Source organism: Ruegeria sp. TASC047, assembly GCF_059612445.1.
In genome coordinates, this window is record NZ_JBXWQP010000053.1 from 1 (window position 1) to 19323 (window position 19323).

A 19323-nucleotide genomic window follows, 5' to 3' on the forward strand; every position below is an offset into this window, starting at 1 on the left:
TGACGAACTTGTCCCATAATGCTTCCTTCCATTCCTGAGAAAGGATCGCACCATCAAACCATGGGATCAAACACCTAATATTCATGAACAAGAGGTGGGTATCCACAATCCATTGATCTCAGTCCGCGCGATGCGTGCGGTCAAGACCATTGCGATGCCCCAGCCGGTCAGAACAGCAACTGCAGTTCCCAACCACACTCCTATTTCATTGAACCCCAGAAGGCCAATGAACACCCAGACAAAAAATGCGACTCCAAAGCCCTGACGATAAAGGCTGATCCAAACTGTCCAGATTGGTTTTTTAAAGGCTTGCAGCAGCGAATTGATCGAAAACAGCATCATGTAGAAGGGCAGTATCAAGCTGTCGACGCGCAGGTAGCTGACGCCGACGCGAGTTACTTCGGGATCGTCCGTGAACAGGCGCATGAGCAGAGGGCCTCCGAACCAAAGGATTGGGATCGCGATCAGGGACATGACACAGCCCACACGCCAGCAATAAAACAGCGAGACCCGCACTCTCTGACTGTCACGTGCGCCAAAATTCTGGGACGCAATCGGCAGCAGCGCCCCAGTGACGCCCAAGATGGGCAGCAACAAGACCTGTTCAAGGCGGATGGCGATTGCATAGCCTGCAATGGCATGCTCCCCAAACAGCTTCAGCGCAAACTGAATTACAAAGACCGAAATGAGCATCACCGAAAAAGATACAGCCGTGGGTAGAACCTGCAGAGAAATCTCGGCAAACCGTTTGAGACGTGGTTTGAAATAGGCGGCGCGCATGCGTTTCATCCGCCGTCGCCGCAGAACCTGCCGAACTAGAAAAACCATCACACCGGTCTGGCTGATCACGGTGGAGAGCGCCAGACCGTCAAAGCCGATGCCTGGGATCACGCCGGGGATACCATAGATCAGAAGCGGATTCAGAATGATGTTGGCCGCAAAAGCCACAACAAGTGCCCGCTGCATGGAAACTGCATCGCCATGGGCCTGAAGGATACCGTTACAGCCATGGGCCAGTAGGAAACCGGGCATTGCTAGAAGCAACCAGTAGAAATAGCGCAATCCGGCATCCCGATACACGCCAGGTTCAGAGACCAGCCTTACGAGCCAAGGACCGAACCACAACCCGGCCAAGGCCAGCAGGCAAGACGCAACGAGCCCGTATGCTATTCCCTGTGCCGCAAGACGCCGCGCCGTTCGGTTGTCGCCTGCGCCCAAGGCGTTGCCGACCAGCGCGCTCATCGCGGCTCCCAATCCGACGCCGACTGAAACCGAAATAAAGAAGGCCTGAAACCCAAGGGCAAGCCCGGCCTGCGCGCTGGTAGACAGTAGCCCGGCGAAAAAGATGTCGACAATGTTGTAGAGCGTGCTGAACAGCATTCCGAACGCGCCGGGGATTGCCAATGTTCGAAAGTGCCCCGCAATGGAACCTTTTGTCAGGTCAAGGTCGATCGCCTGCGCCATGTCACCAGAATTTCATGGGCGCTCGGCCTGAACCGTCAGGAACACAAATTTGGGAGTAAGAACTTCTTCGAACCCGTGGTTGAGCTCGGCATCTACGCTGATGGAGTCACCTGCCAACAGCGTAAAGCGTGCCTCGCCATATCGATATACGGCCTCACCTTCGATGGCCTGCACAAAGACCACACCGTGGCCGACATATGTGGGCGGCGGACCTCCTTCGCGCAGCAATGTGACGCGCCGCGCCTGGAACCGCAGGTCTTTGCGGGAATGCAGCGCCAGATTGACATATTCGTGGCTGTGCCCTGCCGAGATGCGGGTTGATTTAAGCCCTTCGCCATGACGCACAAGGGTATAGTCGGTGTGGTCGGTGCGCGCCTCGCGAAACAAGGAAACGATCGGAACTTCAAGCGCCTCGGCCAGCGCGGCGAGTGTGTCGATTGACGGGGAAACCAATCCATTTTCGATACGGCTGACCATGGCGGCTGAGATGCCGGATTGCTCGGCAAGTCGACGTGCAGATTGTTTGCGGCTTTGGCGCAATTCTTTCAGCGAAGCGCCAATGGCGCGGTCGATCTGTCTGCCCGGAGGGTCCCCTTGCATGATCCGTCCTTTCACTCGCTACCGTAATACCCCACCACGTCGCCATCAGTTGTGACACCAAGGCCATTCAGCAATCGGTTGGCATAGTTGAAATAGCCGACGATTTGGTTGATTTCGAGAATTTCTCCATCCGTCCATCCCGCCTCTTTGAGGGCGGCAACATCCGATTCGACCATCTTGCCTGGCGAGAATGTCAGCTTCTCGGCATATTTTAGCGCTTCCAGATGCGCGCCTTCGAATGCGTCCTGCGGGCGGAGAGACGTGAGAGCGGCCTCGATCTTGTCAGCGCGCGCGTCGTCGGCGATCAGGTGACGCGCGTTGGCCCAGTGATTGGCATAAGAGTAGGGACAGGTGTTGAGCGTGGAGACATAAGAGCTGATCACTTCCTGAAACCACATCGGAACCGTGTTGACCTCGTCGTGCAGACAGGCCCGGTACAAAATCACATGCCCTTTCATGGTGTTGGGCCGCAAAGAGTGAACGCGCATCACGTTGTCTACCGTTCCATGCGGCGTTCGCGCCAAGTCCAGAGTGGCTTGCAGCGGTGCGTCGGCATCTTCGTCGGAGATCATCCTGATCCAGGCAGACATTCTCAGTTCCTCCTTTGATCGTCGGCACAAATATTGGGCGGTCTAAACTAGGGCCCTGAGTTTTTTATTGACGAGTATTGCATATTAAGCAACCATATTAATCAGAGTGCAACGACATTGGGATGTTTCTGGCCTTGGAAGGCTGCCCCATTCAATCGCAGCGTCAGTCCCGTTACATCGGTCCACTGCCCTGCGCGGGACAATCGGCCCAGGCATCCAGACGTATCTTCAAAGGGACCGATGCGCGCGAAACCGTAAAAGGCAACCGGGCACGGCGTCCCGAACCCAGATAGGCACAACATGAACCAAGCCACTCCGATGATCGAAGTGACCAATCTGGACAAATTCTATGGTTCGTTCCATGCGCTTAAGAATATCGATCTGACGGTGCATCAGGGCGAGAAGGTCGTGATTTGTGGTCCGTCCGGTTCCGGTAAGTCGACGTTGATCCGCTGCTTCAATGGGTTGGAATGGCACAATTCCGGTCGCCTCGTCATCGACGGGATCGAAGTCTATGACGGCGCCAAAGAGATCCGCGAACTGCGCCAGGAAGTTGGCATGGTGTTCCAGCAGTTCAACCTGTTTCCGCACCTGACGGTTCTTGAAAACCTCATGATTGGCCCGATGAAAGTGCGCAAGATCTCCAAGGCCCAGGCCGAAGAAACGGCGCGCAAATATCTGGATCGTGTGCATATCCCGGAACAGGCAGAAAAATACCCGGCGCAACTATCGGGTGGGCAACAACAGCGCGTGGCGATTGCGCGTTCTTTGTGCATGGAAACCCGGATCATGCTGTTTGACGAGCCGACCTCGGCGCTCGATCCGGAAATGATCAACGAAGTTTTGGACGTGATGGTCGAGTTGGCCAAAACCGGCATGACCATGGTTGTGGTTACCCACGAAATGGGGTTTGCCCGCAAGGTCGCAGACACGATGGTCTTTATGGAGGCGGGTCGGATCGTCGAGATATCGCCTCCTGAACAGTTCTTTACCAACCCTTCCAGCGAACGGTGCCGCTTGTTCCTGGATCAGATTCTGGCGCATTGAACGTGAGCGATCTGGGCATATCCGGGCCAAAGGGCCAGCCGTTGCCAAAGCCACCGTTTCACAAGCGGTTTTTCGACTCGGTCCTGATATCCGTTGTCATTTATTCCATTATTGTTGGTCTAATCGCCTATGGCGCTTACGCCGGGGCGAAGAGTATGGGTTATAACTGGCAATGGTATCGTGTGCCGCAATTCCTGTACCGCAATACCGAGGTCGGGTTTGAATGGGGTGAAATCCCAATTGGGCTTGTAGCCACTATCCAACTGTCGGTGACCGCCTTTTTTCTGGCAACGGCGATAGGCCTTTTGGTGGCTCTGTTGCGGCTATCGGGGTTGGTCATCGGGTCAGCGGTTGCCGTGGGGTACCTAGAACTGATCCGCAATATTCCGCTGCTGGTTCTGCTTTATCTTTTTTATTATGTGCTCGGGCCGATCTTTGGGTTTGGCCGGTACACGGCAAGTATCCTGACGCTTGCCGTTTTTCATTCGGCCCTGATTTCCGAGATTTTCCGCGCTGGTATCAACGCAATTCCCACGGGTCAGTGGGAGGCGGCAAATTCGATCGGGATGACACCGTATCAGACCTATCGCTATATCATTCTGCCGCAATCAGTACGGTTCATGCTGCCACCGATGACCGGTGAGATAGTTCACCTGATCAAATCCTCAGCGATTGTAAGCGTGATCGCGGTGGCTGAACTGACCACGTTTGGACGCAACATCATATCCGATACCTACATGAGTTTCGAAATCTGGTTCACCATTGCACTGGTCTATCTGGTGGTGACCCTGATCCTGTCGATCGGCGTAACCCATCTGGAGAAGAAATATGCCGTCGACCAATAAAACTGAAAACTATGTCGGACAACAAGGAGAACCAAGATGAAGCTTTCTCGCAGAATGTTGGGGGCGGCGCTGAGCGCGGTCGTTGCAACAGGCGTCGCCACATCAGGTTGGGCGCAAAGCACAACGCAGAACCTGTCCAGCGAAAGTGTGATTGAAACCATCAAGCAGGATGGAGTGATCCGCATTGGGCTGTCGCTATTCGTACCGTGGTCGATGCGCGACAAGAACGGTGACCTGATCGGTTTCGAACTGGATGTCGGTCGCAAGCTGGCCGAAGACATGGGGGTCGAAGTTGAATTTGTTCCCACCGCATGGGACGGTATCATTCCGGCGCTGGTTTCGGGCAATTTCGACGTGATCATCTCGGGCATGTCTGTGACGCCGCAGCGGAACCTGACTGTCAACTTTACCGATCCATATGCTTTTTCCGGTCTGGCCATCTTGGTAAATAAGGAACTGACAGATGGAATGACTCAGGCTGATCTGAATTCTGCAGACGTGACATTCGCGGCCCGTCGCGGTGCAACGCCCGCTGTTGTGATCGCGGAAAACTTCCCCGAGGCAAACTTGTTGCTATTTGATGAAGATGGTGCGTCGACGCAAGAAGTTCTTAACGGAAATGCACACGCAACAATGGCTTCACAGCCTACCCCCAACCGGGAAGCAGGGCGTAATCCTGAAACTCTGCGCGTGATGGAAGGTGATCTGTTTGATCCGCGCGGCGAAGCCTTTGCTATGCGCAAAGGTGATCCGGATGCATTGAACTTCTTCAACAATTGGATTGCTCAGCAATGGCGTTCGGGTTGGTTGGAAGAGCGTCACAACTATTGGTTCGCAACAGAAGAGTGGGCCGATCAGGTTGCTCAGTGACTAAAACAAAGGGCGGCGGCATTGCCGCCCCCGACCCTGAGGCGGAGCAATCCCGGTGCAAGATTTCCTGAAGAAACTGAGATGGCCAGATTATCTGATCGTGGTGGCTCTGATCGCTTTTTTCGGGTATATCTGGCTGTCGATCGAAGGCACGCTGAACTACAAATGGCGGTGGGAACTGATCCCGGGCTATGTTGTCGGCTGGCATTCGGGGCGCGAGGAATACTTCGCCAACCTGCTGTTGCAGGGCCTTGTGGCGACGATCCGTATAAGCTTTTATTCCGGTATTCTTGCCCTGATCCTGGGCACCATTCTGGGCGTGGCGCGGTGTTCCGGAAATCTTACGATCCGAATGCTGGCCCGCACGTATCTTGAGTTTTTACGCAACGTCCCCCCAGTCGTTGTTGTCTTCATCTTCTTTTTCTTCCTTTCGCAACAGCTGATCGATGCGCTGAGCCTAGATCGCTGGTCCCGTGCGATTGCGCGGCAGGACGACAATCAAATCTGGGAGTTCTTCTTCGGCGACATGCGCCGCTTCCCCTCACTGGTGTCGGGCGTAATTGTTCTGGCTCTGTTCGAAAGCGCCTTTGTTGGTGAAATCGTCCGCGCCGGTATCCAGTCGATCCCCAAAGGTCAGCGTGAGGCGGCGCGGTCTATCGGCATGAGCCGCATTCAAGAATTGCGTTATGTGGTTCTGCCACAGGCGATGAAGAAAGTGGTGCCGCCGTTGGCGAACCAGTTTATCTCGCTGATCAAAGACAGTTCGATCCTGTCGCTGATCTCGGTACAGGAACTGACCTACAAAACGGTTGAGCTTGTGGCCTCGTCCCGCATGATCTTTGAGGCTTGGATCACCACGGCCGCCTTCTACTTTGTTGTCTGTTTTGGGCTCAGTCGATTGTTCGCGCGGTTGGAGAAACGCTCGGACAAGCGCTAAGGCAACCGCCCTGATGATAAAGCTTTATGACTTTCGGCTGTCGGGGAGCTGCCACAAGATACGCATGCTTCTGTCCATGCTTAGAATAGAGTACCAGATCGTCGATGTGGATTTGCTGAAAGGGGATCAAAGACAAGTTGAGTTCCTGCAGATCAATCCACTGAACAAGGTGCCTGTTCTGGATGATGATGGTTTTGTCCTACGCGACAGCACCGCGATCATGGTGTACCTGGCGCAAAAATATGGCTCACCCGATTGGACGCCCGCATCCGCCGAGAAAAACGGCGAGAATCAACAGTGATTGTTTTTCTCGGTGAATGAGATTTTTCACGGGCTCGCAACGGCCCGGGCAATCGTGTTGTTCGAGCGCGACATCGACTTGAGGGGCCACAGGCACTGGGCCGTATATCTCTGGAAACTATGGAACACACCTTGTCCGGGCAAAACTGGCTGGTCGGTGATCGGCTGACACTGGCGGATCTGGCTTGTTATCCCTATACGGCGCTGTCCTATCAGGGTGGGCTTTCACTGACAGAATACGCTGCGATACGCACATGGATAGCACGGATCGAGGCTTTGCCGGGTTATGTGCCGATGCCGGGGTTACCGGCACCGGTCTAACGCTGGCCAAGTCTATACCTTGATTTGCACCATGCCGTTTTCAACCCGCGTTTCGAACACCTTCATCCGCCGCGTGGCAGGAGCCGACACGGGGTGGCCGTCCCGTACATCAAACGCGCCCTGATGCAAGGGGCACTCGATGACATGTCCATCAAAATACCCGTCACATAGATCAGCGCCGCCGTGATTGCACAGAGCCAGTGAAGCAAAAACTCCGGTGGGTGTGTCGTAAACCGCAATCAAACGCGTGCCCACTTCGACCCGCGTGACCCAGTTTTTCTCCAACCGATCTGTTTCGATAACATCTTTCCAGGGTTTTTCATCCGCCATGGATCACGCCCCTGCCTTTTGCCGGATCTGCCGCAGGATTTCGTGATGTGCGGCCAGATACCCTCCGGGCTCAACATGAATGTGGTCTTTCAGCTTTTCATGCAGGCGGGGTAAGGCGTGGAAAGGAACCGAGGCCACATAGTGGTGCTCGGCATGGTAGTTCATGTTCCAGCACAGAAACGACCATGGCGCGGAAACCAGATTTGTACGTGTGTTTTCGGACATTTGAGCCACGGTCGGGCGACCGACATGTTCCGTCATTCGGATAAAGCGCATCACCGGCTCACCCAGAAACAGTGGAATGACCCAGTACCAGATCAGGCCCCACCAGCCGGTGATAGCCATGCCCAGAAAGACGGCCGCATAGATGATCAGCATGCGGCGGGCATCACGATACACAGCCTGATGTTCGACCTTCGGGATGAACCGCAGCTCAGTTTCGCTGAGGCGTCCGGCGGCGTGGCGGAACAACTCGGTGAACTTACCGCGCCAATAGGGCAGGGCGGACAGGTACAGAAGGTATTGGCCAATGGTTTTGGGTAGCGGGATAAGCTCGGGGTCCTCGCCGGTCAGTTGCGTATAGGTGTGGTGATCGCAATGCTCGTAGCGAAAAAACCGATGTGGCAGTACGATAATCAGCCCGCAAATCTGGCCGACCAGATCATTCAGCCACCGCGTACGAAAGACAGTGTAGTGCACACATTCATGCTGTAGCGAAAAGTGGTGCACTAGTACGATGCCTTGCAGGAACATGGCGGGCCAGACCAGCCAACTGTTCCAAGCCAAAGTGACAAGAGTGGTTGTGCAGGCCAGCACCAGTATCCAAAGCGCTAGATGGCGCAGGCCGGGGCCGTTTGATCGCTGCATAAATCCCTTTAGTTCTTCGCGCGTTAGCTTGCCTTCAGCCAAAGCCTGAGTCAGAGGCGTTACGATTGCTTGTGACATGTGAGTTCCACAATTTTTGCCGGAGCAGGGGCTTCGCCCTCATCGTGTGATCCGGCACCGGAGACGGGAGTGCTCCGCACCATAGGGCCCTTTCTGCCGGGTCCTATTGCTAAAAGCCTATCGCGAGGCGGGACGATCAATCAAGCCTGAAAGTCAACCTTCATCGCGCAAACCGATATCCGTTTCGGGACGGGCAAACAGCCCGGCGGCGCAAGGATAGTGGCTAAGAATCTGCGCCCCGCCGGGCAACCGGTCGGCGTGGAAAACACCGTGTTCCCAAAAGGTCACGCCGTCTATCACGATGGTCGGGTCGAACACGTTCCAACTAATCTCACCCGGCGCGTAAGCTCCGCAGGTGTGGAAATGCAGGATGCGCGGGTTGCCAAAGGCTGCGCCCCCCCATCGTTCGTAATTGTCGCGCATGTCCCAGGGATAGCCGCAGCCGGGATGAATACCTGCGTGCCATGAGTGCACGAAATTGCGGTCGATATCGAACTGCCCGGCGACCCGGTCATAATGTGCTTCGGCCCGGGCGGCATCATTGGGGTTGCCGTCGAACCCTGTCAGGCGGCCCTTGTCAAGTTTGGCAAACACCGGTCGGTCGAATTCGATTGTATATTCATCATAGTATTTCGACCCCGTGCCGGTCAGGAACATCAGTGCCACCCGGCCGGAAAAGCTGTGGGCCGGAACCGGAGTGAAGACGGACATAGGGAAACGCAGGATTGAGGTGTCGCCGGACGGATCCAGGTTCATCTCTGGCCGCCCCCTTACATCCGTGCCAAGTGGGCAGGTAAAGCGCACATCCTGCGCTATGTTCAGCACTGAATTGACCGCGGTTTTAAGCTCCATGAACGCGTCGTGATGGCCGTTGGAAAAGCCTGATCCAAACAGCTCTCGGCTGAGGGCAAAGCTGACGATGATCTTCTTTCCCTGCGGCATGTCCGAAAACCGCAGCTGATCCCCAAGGCGCGCCAGAAACAGGATAATATCGGCTGCTTGGAATCGGGCCAGAAGATCTGAGGTCAGATGTGGATTGCCTGGGTTGAACCCCACATCCACAGCATCTACCGACAGGCCCATCGCGCGGGCGGCGCCCGACACGATCTCAACACTGTCGGCATCGAAATATCCGAACTCGGGAGACTCGTAGGCGATCAGCAGCCGGTCTCCTGCCGCTGCACGAGCACAGTTCGACAACAGATTGCGCGCGCCACGCTCGGGGGTGATGTCCGACATAGCCGTCTCCTGCGGGTTCCGGTCACCATAGGTTAGGCCGGATTGGTTCGCCTAATCCATTTGAATGTAATAATGGTTGGCATTAGAGTAGCTAATATGATCCTGAACCTGCCCTATTCCGCTCTGCGCGCCTTCGAGGCGGTGGTGCGGCATTCGGGTTTTTCCTCTGCCGCGGCAGAGTTAGGCGTCAGCCAAAGCGCCGTCAGTCAGCATGTCCGCTCGTTGGAAGAATGGCTGGGGCGCGACCTGTTGGTGCGCGGCGCACGCCAGTCACGCCCGACCCGCGAAGGTGAGCAACTGGCACATGCGATCTCAGAGGGGCTGGGGCGTATCTCGGATGTGTGTATGCAGCTTCGGGACAAAACGCGCAGCGACCGGACCATCGTGATTTCCTGCCTTCCGGGCTTTGCCTTCAATTGGCTGTTTCCGCGGCTTTTGCGCTTCGACCTGGCGCATCCTGACCTGTCGATTTCCATTGCGACAGATACTGGGCAATACCCGTTTTCCGGTGCAGATGCGGATGTGGGGATTCGCTATGGCTTGGGCGATTACCCCGGTTTTCAAGTAGATTTGCTGATGACCGAGCGTTTGTTCCCGGTCTGCGCGCCCTCACTGCGGCCTGAATTGCACCGGGTTGAGGATCTGGCGCGGCACACGATGCTGGTGGATGAAAACCTGCATCACGGAGCGGCCAGCCCGACATGGGAATTTTGGGCGCGACAATGCGGCCTGAACCTGCCAGCCGCGATGCGCACCCGGCGGCTGGGGCAGTCGAACATGGTCGTTCAGGCGGCTATCGAAGCCTTGGGCGTGGCCTTGGGACGCGAGCCGTTGGTCATTGATATGCTGGCGGATGGCCGCCTGATCCGTCCCTTTGCCGAGATGACGCAATCGCCCCTGTCCTATTGGCTGGTGCGCTCGCAAGAGGCCAAGGACAGTTCGAAAGTGGCCGAATTCCTGAATTGGATTCACGCTGAGGTCGCAGAGCAGCCGGCAATCCCCGCCCCGGCGGATGTTTGAAATTAGCCAGACTTATATAAGCCATTACCATTCCGGCATGGCACGAGGAGGGGCATCCGCCCATACTGGCGCAAGCAATCTGACCAACAGGAGAGCCCGTCCATGTTTCTGAGAAACTGCTGGTATGTCGCCGCCTGGAGCAAGGATATCGGGCGCGACCTGAAGGCCGAGACCTTTCTGGGCGAAAACATTGTGTTCTATCGACAGAAGGACGGCACCCCCGTCGCGCTTGAGGATGCCTGCCCGCATCGCAAGTTGCCGCTGTCCAATGGCAACCTGATCGGCGATGTTGTGGAATGCGGCTATCACGGTTTGAAATTCGACTGCTCGGGTAAATGCACTGATAGCCCGACCCAGCGTGGCATGACCCCGCGTCGGGCGGTTGTGAGATCCTACCCGGTGGTGGATCGCTATCGGTTTCTATGGATCTGGATGGGCGACCCGGAGCTGGCCGATCCTGACAAAATATTCCCGATTGATAATTTCGATGATCCAAGCTGGGGAAAAACCGATGGCGGGGTGATGGACATTGATTGCCATTACCTGTGGGTCTGCGACAACCTGTTGGACCCCAGCCATGTGGCCTGGGTTCATGTGTCGTCCTTTGCAGGTGCAGGCACGGATGAAGAGCCGTTGGATGTGAATAGAACAGATCGAGGCGTAATCGTTTCGCGCTGGATCGAGAACAAGCCGCCATCGCCTTACTACGCGAAACTGGTGGCCTTTGACGGGGATTGCGACCGGCTGCAACATTATGAGATGTGCATGCCCGCGATCGGGCTGAACAAATCCATCTACACGCCTGTCGGGACTGGCGGCTATGACAAACCGCCCGTTGCCGAGACCTTCATCAACATCTCTTACAACTTCATGACCCCGATAAATGAGGATCGGACCCGGTATTTTTGGTTCCAGCACCGCAATTCCGATCCCGATAACGCCGAGGTGTCCGAATTTATGAATGATGGCGCGCGGATGGCGTTTCTTGAGGATAAGGAGGTTTTGGAGAAGGTTCACTTGGGCATGAAAAACGCCAAGACGCCACACATTGATCTTGGATTGGACGCAGGGGCCAAACTGTTCCGCAAAGCTCTGGACCGCGCGATTGAGGCTGAGGCTATCCCGATCAACATAGTTGATCGGGTGTAAGATTTGGTGGCCGGTTCTGAAGCCCACTAGGTATCGAGGGGGAAGTGAAACCGGGGATGCACTGCGTCCCGTCGCTCGAACCCGCAGGTCAGGTAGGCGGCTTGGGCTTCTGAATTTTCGGGGTGGGTGCCGACCGTCATGTAAGAGCAGGACAACGCACGCGCCTTTTGTTTTGCGCTTTCGATAAGTTGCCGCCCGACACCCATACCGCGATACGGTCGTCCAACAAATAGGTGGTGCATGTCGACGCCGCGACGGCCTAGCTGCAACTGTGTGAGCGGGCTCAGGGCGACATATCCGATGACCTCGCCTTTCGTTTCGGCAACCAGTATATAGACCCATGGCGGATTGCCGAACACATCCCGCTCCAACACTGCGGCGTTGATGTTTGGGACATCATCGTGATGTGCGGCCAGAGCGCGGATCATTGACAGCAGAAAAGGCATGTCATCGGGCTCCACACCCCGGATATGTACCTTTGGGTTGAGATTGGTGGGTTTCATCTTTGCCTCCTGTTTCTCTGCCACAGAAGCGAGATGAAAAAAAGCCGCGCTGTGGCGGCACCTTCTGACTGAACATCACGGACCGCGCCATCTATGTGGCGTTGTAATAGCATCCAAAAGGTTGGGTCATGATGGTCATGGCCCAACCCTGCGACGTCAACGGCACAACGTCAAGTTATCGACGGCACGACCAGAGGCTATGCAGCCCTGTAGATCACGGGAAACCGATCACCCGCGAAGGGCGCGCCGGGGCGCAGGTTGTCATCATGCAGCCATTCGGTGACGGCATCACGCGGCTGATAGGTCGCGCCGTCCACCGCGCAGCGGATGGCATAACCACGCCTACGCCGGGTTGAGGTTCGGTTTCCCATCGCCGAATGCACGATCATGCCGTCAAAGGCCAGCGCGTCGCCGGGCTCCATCTTTGGATAGTGAAAGATGTCGTAGGCGGCGCGGTTGGCCTCGAAATCAGGCATGTCGATATAGTCGGGGTTGTCTTCCTCAAGATAGTGCAGGAACGCCCCAAGCTGGTCGGTTTTGAAAGGCCGGTACTTGGCACCCCAAGCGTGTGATCCACGAACGAACTCCAGCGCGCCATTGTCCGGGTCGACCGGATCAAGAGCTATCCACATGGTCATGATTGGTCCGGCCACCGGCCAATAGGGTTGATCGGTGTGCCAGCCCGTCTGGGTTTTTGTCCCCGGATCTTTGGCAAATATCTGGTCGTAGATTAGCGAGGTCCAGGGGCTGCCCGCCACCTCGGCCACGCGTTGGCCAACGTCCGAGGTCAGGCAGTAGTCTTGAAACACACCCGGATGCTCACGCATGTTCTTATAGGCAAAATAGCGGTCGCCCTTGGCGGTTTCATCGTCAACAGCCCGGCGCAATCTGTTTAGCCAGTCCTGCGACAATACCTGTTTCAACAGCACAACTCCGTCGCGCGCATAGGCCTGTTGAAGGGTATTAAGGTCTGATTTCTGTGTCATGTAACGTCCATATCCTGCGCCTCTTTTTCTGAGGCGGTTGCAAACAGCAGGCGCATTGCACCCGGTTTATCTGACATTACAGGGTTGGTGAGCTGCGGCAGTTGATGATGAAACAGGGCCATAACGAGCGCGCCGACCATTTACCGGCAAGGCGTTGATGGAACTGCGCTACGCGAAAACTCATGACATTAGCTTAATCGAAAAATTCGGAACCGCATAGGGCGGAGCTTGTCGAGCTCTTGGAAGCAGGCGGGCAAAAAAGCATTGACGAAAAATGCTTAATGATAAACATTATTACCGTCATGCAAAATTACTCCGTGTTCTCACTTGCTCGAAATGCGCTGTCAGGTCACCGCAACTGGCCTCGGGCATGGCGCAGCCCGCCATTGAAAAACAGCTACGATGTGGTCGTGATCGGGGCTGGCGGCCACGGGCTGGCAACTGCCTATTATCTGGCCAAGGAATTTGGCATCACAAATGTAGCTGTGCTTGAACGCGGCTGGCTGGGTGGCGGAAATATTGCCCGAAACACCGTCACGATCCGCTCGAATTATATGCGGGACGAGTCGATCCCGTTTTACGTCAAATCCGTCGCCATGTACGAAGGGCTTACGGATGAGCTGAACTTCAACATGATGCATTCGAAACGCACCATGGTGGACGTGGTGCAGACTTGGCCTAAACTGCGTGAGTTGCGCAGGCGGCAATTGACGATGGACATATATGGCTCGACCTACGAACAGATCACGACCGAGGAGTTGAGGCGTCGTATTCCTGCGCTGACAGGAGGCGGGCCGGGTGCGCGCCTGCCGGTCATCTGCGGCATGGTGCATACGGACGCGGGCGTGAACCGGCATGATGCCGTGGCTTGGGGCTATGCCCGCGCGGCTGACGCGCGCGGGGTCGAAATTCATCAGCAGACGGCGGTTCAGTCCCTAATACGCGGAGCAGACGGATCGATAGAAGGCGTCGAAACCAATCGCGGGGTCGTGAAGGCAAAGAAGGTGGTGGTTGCCGTTTCGGGCCATACGACAACTCTGACCGAAACCGCAGGGTTGAAACTGCCGCTGCGCACGATGAACCTGACGGCTTTTGTGTCCGAACCGGTGAAACCTCTGGTTGATGTCATCGTGAACTGCCCCGACAGCGGGTTCTATTTCAGCCAGTCCGACAAGGGTGAGATGGTGATCGGCGGTGCACCCGATCTGGGGCAAAGCTTCCGTCGGGACATCAAGCAGCATGTTTTCGAGGACACAGTGACTGCAATGCTGTCTTTGTTTCCCAGTTTCAAGAAACTCAAGCTGATGCGGCAATGGGGTGGGCATCTGGATATTACCCATGATGCCTCGCCTATCATGGACCAGACCGAGGTTCCGGGCCTTTTTGTCACCGCAGGTTGGTGGGGCGGATACAAGGCGATTCCTGCGGGCGGGCTGACACTAGCGCATCTGGTGGCAAAGGGCGCGCCGCATCCGCTGATGGCGCCCTTCACGCTCGACCGGTTCCGGCATCTAGACTTCGTGATGGAAGCCGGAACCACAACTGCGCGATAGGAAAGGACAGGACATGTTGCTGATAACCTGCCCGTTCTGTGGCAAGCGCAACGAAAGCGAATTTATCCATGGCGGCCCGGTTGGGGCCGACCGCCCGGACCCCAACGCCGCCACCGATGAGGAATGGGTCGAATACCTGACCGTGACACCAAACCCCTTGGGTCCGGTTCAGGAAAAGTGGTGGCACGCGCGCGGATGTGGTGAATGGTTCACGATCTGGCGTGACACCCGGACCCATGACATTGTGGAGGCGCCCGATGGCACAGAATAATCGCCGCGCCTCGGGCGGGCGTATCGATCGAAACCGCCCCGTGCGATTCACGTTCAACGGCAAATCTTTTGAGGGGTTCGAAGGCGATACATTGGCCTCAGCCTTGCTGGCAAGTGGCGTGCGCGTCACGGCCCGCAGTTTCAAATATCACCGCCCGCGAGGGATCATGGGCCACGGCCCGGAAGAACCGTCAACGTTGGTGGAGCTGGAGGGCGAAGATGCCTCGGGCAACCGCCCTGCGACCACCGTCCCTTTACGCGATGGCCTGAGCGCACGGTCGGTCAATTGCTGGCCCTCGCCCGAGTTCGATTTGGGCGGTATCAACCAGTTGTTCACGCGCTTCATCCCTGCCGGATTTTATTACAAGACATTCAAATGGCCCAACTGGCACTTGTTTGAACCGTCGATCCGCAAGGCCGCAGGTCTGGCCGCCGCTCCGTCCAACCCTCCGTCAACGGGTCACTTCGAAGCACGTCATGCCCATGCTGACGTGCTGATAGCCGGGACGGGTCCTGCCGGATTGCAGGCCGCGCTTGAAACAGGCCGTGCGGGCAAGCGCGTGTTTCTGGCCGATGAAGGAACCGAAGCGGGCGGCAGCCTGCTCAATCGGAATCTGAGAATTGGCGGTCGTCCGGCAATGAACTGGGTGGCCGATGCGGTGATCGAGCTGGCCGGAATGGAGAACGTAACCCATCTGCAAAACGCAACCGTCTGGGCTTATCGCGAGCACAATCTGATGATTGTCAATGAGCGCAGCCCCAAGCAGGATTCGATCCTTGAACGCAGCTGGCGCGTTCGTGCGGGGGAAGTTGTGATCGCAACCGGCGCTACGGAACGTGCGTTGGTGTTCAGCGACAATGACCGCCCCGGCGTAATGCTGGCCTCTTCGGTGCAGGCATATGTGAACCGCTGGGGTGTGACGCCCGGACAGTGCGCGGTTCTGTTTACCAACAACAACAGCGCCTATGCAGTGGCCGCTGATTTATCTGCGGCAGGCGCTATAGTTACTGCCATCCTAGACAGTCGCAACACGGTGCCGCAGGCGGCGCTGGATCTGGTCTCCGGGATAACGGTGCATGCTAGAACTGTCGTTTGCGCGGTTCGAGGGCACAAGAGTGTCCGCGCTGTAAAGGCTGTGCCGAAATCCGGCGGTTCAGGGATATGGATCGACTGCGACTTGCTGGCTTGCTCTGGGGGGTGGAACCCAACGGTGCACCTGTGGTCTCAGTCCCGCAGCACGTTGCGATTTGACGAGGATCTTGCCGCATTTTGCCCCGATCAAGCCGTGCAAGCGTGCCGGGCCGTGGGCGCGGCGGCAGGTGATTTGACGCTAGACCGGATTGTTGAGGGTGGTGAAGATCTGCCCTACGCGATTGAACCGCTCTGGCGGGTTGATGTTCCGGGGCAGCGCGGCAAAGCCTTTTTGGATGTTCAGAACGATGTGGCCGTCAGTGATGTGCATCTGGCCTTGCGTGAAGGCTATGACAATGTCGAGCATGTCAAACGTTACACCACCGGTGGCATGGGCATTGATCAAGGCAAGACCGGTAACATCAATATTATCGGCACTGTCGCGATGGAAAAGGGTCTGCCTCTGCAAGAGGTTGGCACAACCACCTTCCGATCGCCATACACGCCGGTCTCTTTCGGTTCCATTGGCGGATTGCGCGAAGGGTGGGGGCTGTTCCCCTATCGCCATACTCCTGTGACCCAGTGGAACAAGGACAATGGCGCAGTGATGTATGAGGCCGGTGCCCGCTGGCGGCGTCCAGGATACTTCCCGAAACCAGGTGAAGGCCTGCAAGAGGCCGTGAACCGCGAATGTCGCGCGGTGCGGGAAGGCGTCGGGGTCTATGATGGCTCTCCGCTTGGGACGTTCGAGCTGAAAGGGAGCGACGTTCCAAAGTTTCTCGATTTCATCTATTCCAACACCATGTCCAGCCTGAAGCCGGGTGATGGGCGGTACGGTTTGATGCTGTCCGAAGATGGGCTGATACTTGACGATGGCGTCGTCTTCCGGCTGGATGAACACCGCTGGCTGGTCTCAACATCGACTGGCCATGCGGATGCGGTGAACCGGCATATGAAAAAGCTGCTGCAGACCGAGTTTCCCGACTGGCAGGTGATGATCACCACGGTCACAAGCCAGTGGAACAACGCCACCATCTGCGGCCCCAAAGCGCGTGAGGTGATGCAGGCGCTTGGCACCGACATCGACCTCTCGCCCGAGGCGTTCCCGTTCATGTCCTTCCGCGATGGCACTGTCGCCGGTCTGCCAGCGCGGGTCGTGCGTGTCAGCTTTACCGGAGAACTGTCCTATGAAGTCAACGTCGCCCCCCGCCATATGGCCGAGCTGTGGAACAAGGTGATGGAGGCTGGCGCACCATTTGGTATCCTGCCAGTCGGTTCCGAATCCAGCCACGTGCTACGGGTTGAAAAAGGGTTCCTGTCATTAGGGCACGAGGTTGACGGAACCGTCGACGCCTTTGATCTGGGCATGGGCTGGGCGATGTCGAAGAAAAAGCCCGATTACCTGGGCAAGCGGTCGATCGCGCTTCGCCGGTCGCGCGAGGCTTCTCGGCGCGAGCTGGTGGGTATCCTGCCTGAAGATCCCAACCGGCAAATCCCCGAAGGTGCGCCCCTGACGCCCGGAGGCCGGAAAGAGGCGACCGATGGGCTGGTCACCGCCTGTGTCTGGAGCGTGGTGAGCAATCGCTGGGTCGGACTGGCCTTGTTGGAAAACGGCCATGCGCGTCAGGGTGAAACCGCCTATGTCCGGCTGAAGGATGATGTGATCCCGGTTACGGTGACAAAACCAGTGTTCCATGATCCTGAAGGCAAGCTGCTGAGGTCCTGAGATGAGCTATGATGTCACGGTTCAACGCTGCGGGCTGACCGCGTTGTTCGACCTTAAAGGGGATGCCGAGGTAGTTGGGGCTTGGGTTGGCGAAGCCTTGCCAGGTTTTCCAGACCGCCCCAATCATCGCACCGAAAAGGACGGCACGGAATTGTTCTTCATCGGTCGCGATCATTGGATAGCTCGCGCACCGCTGGTGCGGGAAGAGGCGCTGGATGAGCAACTGAAACCCACAGATTGTCCTGCGGATATCAGTATCGTACGGTTTTCAGACACGATGACTTTCTTCCGTGTGACCGGCCCAGATGCTGCTGAAATCATGGCGATTGCCTGCCCGCTGGATTTGCATGACAGCGTGTTCGGGCCAGCCGCGGTGACCTATACCGAGGTCTTTGGCCTCAAGGCGTTGGTGATGCGGTATCAGGACGGGTTCGAGTTTGGCGTTGAACAGAGTTTTGGAGACATGATCGACGACTATCTGGCGCGGGCCATGGCTTGACCCGACACACGCGCCACGGCACAGCAGATCGGCAACCATCGGGGCGAAAGAGATGCTGCAATGCTAATGACGTTGACGTCTATCCTGCCGATCTTCCTGATCATCGCGCTGGGTCTGGCCCTGCGCAAAGGTGGCATTCCCAGCACTGATTTCTGGAACCTGAACGACAAGCTTGTCTATTGGGTCCTGATGCCGTGCCTTTTGTTCAGCAAGATTTCCTTGTCTCCTTTGGACAAGTCGGCGTTGGGTCTTTACTCACTGGCAATTCTTGGCGGGTTTGTCGCCGCACTTTTGTTTGCAATTGTTACCGCCCGCCTGCTGGGATTTGCGTCGCCGCAGGCGACCTCAATCCTGCAGGGGAGCGCGCGGCACAATTCTTTCATCGGTCTTGCGCTCGCGGCAAACTTGTACGGGCCAGCGGCGCTGGACATTGCTATTCTTGCGACTGCGATATTGGTGCCCACCACCAATATCGTGATGGTCGTCTTGATGGTCGGCGCGCTAAAAAGCGACCGCGCCAACAGCCTGCCCATCGCTATCCTGCGGGAACTGGCGCGCAATCCTTACGTAATCTCGATTTTTCTGGCGATTTGCGCGAACCAGTTGATCGGGAACAGGATCGCTGTTGTTCATGATGTGACAGATGTTCTGGGGGCAGGGGCTTTGCCGATTACACTGCTGGCGGTTGGGGCCAACCTGAGGGTCCGCGCCATGGCGGCCAGTACGTTGCCTTTGGTCTTAGCCTTTGCGGGCAAGATGGTGGTATTCCCTGTGGTGGTGCTCGTGATTGGCTTGCTGGCCGGTTTGCCACGCGATGTTTTGCAAATCGCCGTTGTCTATTCCGTCGTGCCGACAGGTGCGTCGTCCTACACGCTGGCCAAGCAATTGGGGGGTGATGCGCCGCTGATGGCCGCCATTGTCACGTTGCAGACGCTAATTGCTGCGGCCAGTATTCCGGTATCGCTTGCTTTGCTGTTACCGCTGATACCGTGAAGGG

General features: G+C 56.7%; 22 protein-coding genes. 13 read left to right on the forward strand and 9 right to left on the reverse strand.

The window, feature by feature from the left end:
* Window positions 1-81: 81 nt before the first annotated feature.
* The 3 genes from AC2FLO_RS18285 to AC2FLO_RS18295 are packed head-to-tail and all read right to left on the reverse strand — an operon-like array spanning window position 82 to window position 2654.
* The gene (locus tag AC2FLO_RS18285; RefSeq protein ID WP_480587998.1) at window positions 82-1464 is read right to left on the reverse strand and encodes an MATE family efflux transporter; all 1383 of its coding nucleotides are present in this window, start codon (window positions 1462-1464) and stop codon (window positions 82-84) included.
* 12 nt (window positions 1465-1476) lie between these two features.
* Window positions 1477-2064: a helix-turn-helix domain-containing protein gene (locus AC2FLO_RS18290; RefSeq protein WP_496753379.1), complete on the reverse strand. Its 588-nt coding sequence runs from the start codon at window positions 2062-2064 to the stop codon at window positions 1477-1479.
* 11 nt (window positions 2065-2075) lie between these two features.
* A complete protein-coding gene (locus AC2FLO_RS18295) occupies window positions 2076-2654 on the reverse strand; it encodes a carboxymuconolactone decarboxylase family protein (RefSeq protein ID WP_496753378.1) in 579 nt (192 codons plus the stop codon).
* Between the two features lie 300 nt (window positions 2655-2954).
* Between AC2FLO_RS18295 and AC2FLO_RS18300 the strand changes: the two genes are divergently transcribed.
* The 6 genes from AC2FLO_RS18300 (at window position 2955) to AC2FLO_RS18325 (ending at window position 6974) form a co-directional block, all read left to right on the forward strand.
* Entirely contained in the window at window positions 2955-3701 is a 747-nt protein-coding gene (locus AC2FLO_RS18300) for an amino acid ABC transporter ATP-binding protein (RefSeq protein WP_480588004.1), read from the forward strand.
* A 2-nt stretch (window positions 3702-3703) separates the two neighbouring features.
* Window positions 3704-4546: an amino acid ABC transporter permease gene (locus AC2FLO_RS18305; RefSeq protein WP_496811738.1), complete on the forward strand. Its 843-nt coding sequence runs from the start codon at window positions 3704-3706 to the stop codon at window positions 4544-4546.
* A 36-nt stretch (window positions 4547-4582) separates the two neighbouring features.
* Entirely contained in the window at window positions 4583-5416 is an 834-nt protein-coding gene (locus AC2FLO_RS18310) for a transporter substrate-binding domain-containing protein (protein ID WP_480478031.1), read from the forward strand.
* Between the two features lie 55 nt (window positions 5417-5471).
* Complete coding sequence (locus AC2FLO_RS18315; protein WP_480588008.1) at window positions 5472-6353, forward strand: amino acid ABC transporter permease; 882 nt, start codon at window positions 5472-5474, stop codon at window positions 6351-6353.
* A 13-nt stretch (window positions 6354-6366) separates the two neighbouring features.
* A complete protein-coding gene (locus AC2FLO_RS18320) occupies window positions 6367-6654 on the forward strand; it encodes a glutathione S-transferase family protein (protein WP_496753376.1) in 288 nt (95 codons plus the stop codon).
* Window positions 6655-6773: 119 nt separating this feature from the next.
* Entirely contained in the window at window positions 6774-6974 is a 201-nt protein-coding gene (locus AC2FLO_RS18325; RefSeq protein ID WP_496753375.1) for a glutathione binding-like protein, read from the forward strand.
* Between the two features lie 12 nt (window positions 6975-6986).
* Here AC2FLO_RS18325 and AC2FLO_RS18330 read toward each other — a convergent pair whose 3' ends face one another.
* The 3 genes from AC2FLO_RS18330 to AC2FLO_RS18340 all read right to left on the reverse strand — a co-directional run bounded on the left by AC2FLO_RS18330 (window position 6987) and on the right by AC2FLO_RS18340 (window position 9488).
* Window positions 6987-7304: a non-heme iron oxygenase ferredoxin subunit gene (locus AC2FLO_RS18330; RefSeq protein WP_480588014.1), complete on the reverse strand. Its 318-nt coding sequence runs from the start codon at window positions 7302-7304 to the stop codon at window positions 6987-6989.
* Window positions 7305-7307: 3 nt separating this feature from the next.
* Complete coding sequence (locus AC2FLO_RS18335) at window positions 7308-8249, reverse strand: fatty acid desaturase family protein (protein WP_496753374.1); 942 nt, start codon at window positions 8247-8249, stop codon at window positions 7308-7310.
* Window positions 8250-8402: 153 nt separating this feature from the next.
* Complete coding sequence (locus AC2FLO_RS18340; protein ID WP_496753373.1) at window positions 8403-9488, reverse strand: hypothetical protein; 1086 nt, start codon at window positions 9486-9488, stop codon at window positions 8403-8405.
* 96 nt (window positions 9489-9584) lie between these two features.
* On the opposite strand from AC2FLO_RS18340, the gene AC2FLO_RS18345 reads away from it, so the two are divergent.
* Both AC2FLO_RS18345 and AC2FLO_RS18350 read left to right on the forward strand, forming a co-directional pair.
* Window positions 9585-10508, forward strand: coding sequence for a LysR substrate-binding domain-containing protein (locus tag AC2FLO_RS18345; protein WP_480588020.1), 924 nt, complete (start codon window positions 9585-9587; stop codon window positions 10506-10508).
* Window positions 10509-10610: 102 nt separating this feature from the next.
* Complete coding sequence (locus AC2FLO_RS18350; RefSeq protein WP_496753372.1) at window positions 10611-11657, forward strand: aromatic ring-hydroxylating dioxygenase subunit alpha; 1047 nt, start codon at window positions 10611-10613, stop codon at window positions 11655-11657.
* A gap of 26 nt (window positions 11658-11683) precedes the next feature.
* Here AC2FLO_RS18350 and AC2FLO_RS18355 read toward each other — a convergent pair whose 3' ends face one another.
* The 3 genes from AC2FLO_RS18355 to AC2FLO_RS18365 form a co-directional block, all read right to left on the reverse strand.
* Window positions 11684-12160 carry a GNAT family N-acetyltransferase gene (locus AC2FLO_RS18355; RefSeq protein WP_496753371.1) on the reverse strand — a complete coding sequence of 159 codons (477 nt, stop codon included), beginning with the start codon at window positions 12158-12160 and terminating at the stop codon, window positions 11684-11686.
* A gap of 197 nt (window positions 12161-12357) precedes the next feature.
* Window positions 12358-13146, reverse strand: a complete 789-nt coding sequence (locus tag AC2FLO_RS18360; RefSeq protein ID WP_496753370.1) for a phytanoyl-CoA dioxygenase family protein — start codon at window positions 13144-13146, stop codon at window positions 12358-12360.
* Window positions 13143-13268 carry a hypothetical protein gene (locus AC2FLO_RS18365; RefSeq protein WP_496753369.1) on the reverse strand — a complete coding sequence of 42 codons (126 nt, stop codon included), beginning with the start codon at window positions 13266-13268 and terminating at the stop codon, window positions 13143-13145. The genes AC2FLO_RS18360 and AC2FLO_RS18365 overlap by 4 nt, the downstream gene beginning before the upstream one ends.
* A gap of 159 nt (window positions 13269-13427) precedes the next feature.
* On the opposite strand from AC2FLO_RS18365, the gene AC2FLO_RS18370 reads away from it, so the two are divergent.
* Genes AC2FLO_RS18370 through AC2FLO_RS18390 form a run of 5 tightly spaced genes read left to right on the forward strand, consistent with a single transcriptional unit; the run spans window position 13428 to window position 19319 of the window.
* Window positions 13428-14699, forward strand: coding sequence for an FAD-dependent oxidoreductase (locus AC2FLO_RS18370; protein WP_496806641.1), 1272 nt, complete (start codon window positions 13428-13430; stop codon window positions 14697-14699).
* 13 nt (window positions 14700-14712) lie between these two features.
* A complete protein-coding gene (locus AC2FLO_RS18375; RefSeq protein WP_480588032.1) occupies window positions 14713-14970 on the forward strand; it encodes a sarcosine oxidase subunit delta in 258 nt (85 codons plus the stop codon).
* The gene (locus AC2FLO_RS18380) at window positions 14957-17827 is read left to right on the forward strand and encodes a 2Fe-2S iron-sulfur cluster-binding protein (protein WP_496753367.1); all 2871 of its coding nucleotides are present in this window, start codon (window positions 14957-14959) and stop codon (window positions 17825-17827) included. Before AC2FLO_RS18375 ends, AC2FLO_RS18380 begins: the two co-directional genes overlap by 14 nt.
* Window position 17828: 1 nt before the next feature.
* Window positions 17829-18326: a sarcosine oxidase subunit gamma gene (locus AC2FLO_RS18385; protein ID WP_496753366.1), complete on the forward strand. Its 498-nt coding sequence runs from the start codon at window positions 17829-17831 to the stop codon at window positions 18324-18326.
* 60 nt (window positions 18327-18386) lie between these two features.
* Window positions 18387-19319 carry an AEC family transporter gene (locus tag AC2FLO_RS18390; RefSeq protein ID WP_480588038.1) on the forward strand — a complete coding sequence of 311 codons (933 nt, stop codon included), beginning with the start codon at window positions 18387-18389 and terminating at the stop codon, window positions 19317-19319.
* Window positions 19320-19323 lie beyond the last annotated feature (4 nt).